This is a genomic window from Streptomyces sp. NPDC006265 (assembly GCF_040613555.1).
Lineage (GTDB): Bacteria > Actinomycetota > Actinomycetes > Streptomycetales > Streptomycetaceae > Streptomyces.
In genome coordinates this window covers 1-3,359 of record NZ_JBEXSH010000944.1, presented here as the reverse complement: position 1 = coordinate 3,359, position 3,359 = coordinate 1, and the positions used below count along the sequence as shown (strand labels likewise).

The following is a 3,359-nucleotide window of genomic DNA, read 5'->3' as shown; positions in this document are numbered from 1 at the left end:
ATCAGCGTCTCCTCGGGCCCGGGCATGAACCCGGCGGCGCGCAGCCGTCGCCCGAGGTCCGCCGGCCGGTCGTGCCCGTACAGCTTCCACTCGAAGTCGAGGCCGAGCCCGGTGTAGTGGCCGATCTGCCCGACGATCGCCGCATCCGCTCCGGCCTCGTCGAGGGCGGACCACACCACGCCGTTCCAGCCCGGCGCCGGGGCGACCTGGCGGACGACGCCGCCGGTCCGCTCGACACGGGCGTCGGGACCGTCCGGCCGCGCTCCTTCGCGCAGATCGCGGTCGAACAGGGCGAGCAGCTCCACGTGATCCATGGAGAGACCTCAGCAGCCGCCGGGCCGGACGGCAAAGGGTTTTCCGGCCCGACGGCACTCCGCCGGCCCGCCGCCCCGGCTCTCTCCCCACGCATGCCCGCGCCGTAAGGTCCTGTTGATCACGTCGTCACGGGAAAGGCCGGCCCCATGGTCGTGAAGGACATGGAACTGCCGCATCTGCGCCGCTGCGTGGAACTCGCCGCCGAGGCCCTGGAGGCCGGCGACGAGCCGTTCGGATCGGTCCTGGTGGGCGGGGACGGCGCCGTTCTCGGCGAGGACCACAACCCGGTGGCCTCGGGCGACCGCACCCGGCACCCCGAGTTCGAGCTGGCGCGCTGGTCCGCGGCGCACCTCGCGCCCGGGGAGCGGGCCGCCGCGACGGTCTACACCTCCGGCGAGCACTGCCCGATGTGCGCGGCCGCGCACGCCTGGGTCGGCCTCGGGCGCATCGTCTACGTCGCCTCGTCCGAGCAACTCGGCTTGTGGCTATCGGAGTTGGGGGTACCCGCACCGCCGGTGCGGACACTCTCCGTGCGTGAGGTCGCACCCGGCGTGACCGTGGACGGTCCGGTGCCCGAACTGGCCGAGCAGGTGAGGGAGTTGCACATCAGGTTCCCTCGCGGTCGCGGCTGAGACACCGCTCGGGAGGGGCGGGTCCGCTCCGGCGGACCCGCGCCCAAGACGCAGGGCCGCTCGGGCGAACGTACGATCGATTCCAATTGGACCGGGTGTAAGGTCAGGCGTACACCCCGGTCTCCTCGACGGGGGGGAGGCACATGTCCTCGCTGCCGGCACGTCGACTCATGGCCGTCTACAGCGCCCTGGTTGCGGTCGCCACTGTCGTGTACATGACAGTCCCGCTGATGGTTCCCGTGATGTGGGCCGTGATGGGGCTGGCCGGAGTCGCCGCCATCCTGATCGGCACACGCCTGTACCGGCCCGCCCACCAGTGGCCCTGGTGGGTCCTGGCAGCCGGCTTGCTCGTCTTCATCGCGGGCGACACGTACTACTTCGTGATGGAGCAGTACCTCGGAGCCTCCAACCCGTTTCCGTCCCCGGCCGACGCCTGCTACCTGGCCGTGTACCCGCTCATCGCGATCGGCCTGTCAGGACTGGTGCGCCACCGTTGGGCCGACCGCGACCTGCCGAGCCTGCTCGACGCGCTGATCGTCACCGCCGGCCTCGCGCTGCCCGTGTGGGTGTACCTGGTGCAACCGCTGACCGTGGTGCCGGGCATGACCTGGCAGCAGCGGGCCATCAGCATCGCCTACCCCCTCGGCGACCTCCTCGTGCTGGCCCTGCTGTTCCGACTGCTCACCCCCAGCCCGCTCGACGGTTCCAACCGCGCCGTACACCTGCTGGTCGCCGGCACGGTGACCCTGCTCGTCACCGACATCGCCTACGGGATCCTGCAGTTGCACGACATGTGGGAGACCGGCAGCCTGCTGGACCTCGGCTGGGTCGCCTTCTACACCGCCTGGGGCATGGCGGCGCTGCATCCGTCCATGGTCGAGCTGACGGCTTCCGCGCCACGGCGGGAGTCCCTGCTGCCGCCGCCACGCCGCCTGGTCATGCTCGCCGTGGCCACACTCATCGCGCCGGGGATTCTGCTCGGGGAGGGGCTGAGCGGACCCACCCCGGACGCCGCCGTGATCGCGGCCTTCTCGGGCGTGCTGTTCCTCCTGGTGATCCTGCGGCTGGCGGGAATGGTCGTGGCACATCGCCACGCGGTGACACGCGAGCTGGCCCTGCGGGAAGCGGCCGCATCGCTGGTCTCCGCTTTCCGGCAGGAGGAGGTCGACCAGTCCTGCCGCGATGCGGTCGACCGGTTGATGGGCCCCGACGTACCGCACCGGACCATGCTGCTGCCGAGGGAAGACGCGGCGGACCTGGGCGCCCGCGGCACCCGGCTGGTGAGCCCGGCCGCCCTCGACCCCGCGGTCGCCGCCGGGCTGAACGGCCTGCCGTCCGTCCTGGCGTGCCCCATGACCCAGCCGGACCGTCCGACCGGAGCGGTGCCGGGCATCCTGCTGGTCGCCGCCCCCGAGCGGCGGCTCGACGAGACCTGGGGGTCTCTGGAAATCCTGGCCTCCCACGCGGGTCTGGCCCTGGAGCGCGTCGCGCTGCGCCAGGAGGTGTTCCGACGGGAGAGCGAGGCGTACTTCCGCACCCTCGTCCGCAACACCTCCGACGTGATCCTCATCCTGGAGGACAACGACACCATCCGATACGCCAGCCCGTCTGCGCGGTCCCTGTTCGGCACCGAGGACCTCATGGGCGTGAGGCTGCCCGAGCTGGTGGACCCGCGGGACCGGGAGCGGGCGGCACAAGGGCTGACCGCCGTACGGGAGCGCGGGTCGGGGGCGGGACACGACCACTGGTGGGTGCGGCGCCGGGAGGGTCGGGTCGAAGTGGAGGCCCGGATCAGCGACTTCCGGGACGAGCGGACCGTGTCCGGCCTGGTGGCGACCCTGCGGGACGTGACCGAGCAGCGGCGGCTGGAGCAGGAGCTGACCCAGCGGGCCTTCCACGACTCGCTCACCGGTCTGCCCAACCGGACCCTGCTGCTGGAGCGGATCGAACGCGCCCTGCTGCGCGGGCGTCGCGAGTCGTCCCTGACCTGTCTGCTCTTCATCGACCTCGACGACTTCAAGCTGGTCAACGACACGATGGGACACCGTGCGGGCGACCAGCTGCTGGTCGCGGTCGGCAACCGGCTGTCCGGGACGCTGCGGCGCACCGACACCGCGGCCCGGCTCGGCGGTGACGAGTTCGCCGTGCTGATGGAGGACGCCAAGCAGCCCTTGGACGCCGAACTGCTGGCGGCCCAGGTGATCCATACGCTGGGCCGGCCCTTCGACCTGGCCGACGAGTCGGTGCCGGTGTCCGCCAGCGTGGGCGTGGCCACCGCGCGCGACAGCACGGACGCGGAGGAACTGCTGGGCCATGCCGACCTGGCGCTGTACGCGGCGAAGGCGGCGGGCAAGCGGCAGTGGCGCCGCTTCAAGCCGCTGCTGCGCAACCGCATGGTCGAGCGGCACGACC

At 72.0% G+C, this 3,359-nt stretch carries 2 protein-coding genes and 1 pseudogene; 2 read left to right on the top strand and 1 reads right to left on the bottom strand.

Translation table 11 applies throughout. From position 1 onward, the window contains the following. A pseudogene (locus ABZ281_RS43205) lies at positions 1 to 314 on the bottom strand (GNAT family N-acetyltransferase); the annotation flags it as partial. A 147-nt stretch (positions 315 to 461) separates the two neighbouring features. Between ABZ281_RS43205 and ABZ281_RS43200 the strand changes: the two are divergent. Together ABZ281_RS43200 and ABZ281_RS43195 are read left to right on the top strand one after the other, a co-directional pair. Beyond that, positions 462 to 947, top strand: coding sequence for a nucleoside deaminase (locus ABZ281_RS43200; protein WP_356663599.1), 486 nt, complete (start codon positions 462 to 464; stop codon positions 945 to 947). A 170-nt stretch (positions 948 to 1,117) separates the two neighbouring features. Continuing rightward, a partial coding sequence (locus ABZ281_RS43195) for a sensor domain-containing diguanylate cyclase (RefSeq protein WP_356663601.1) occupies positions 1,118 to 3,359 on the top strand: 2,242 nt, incomplete at its 3' end.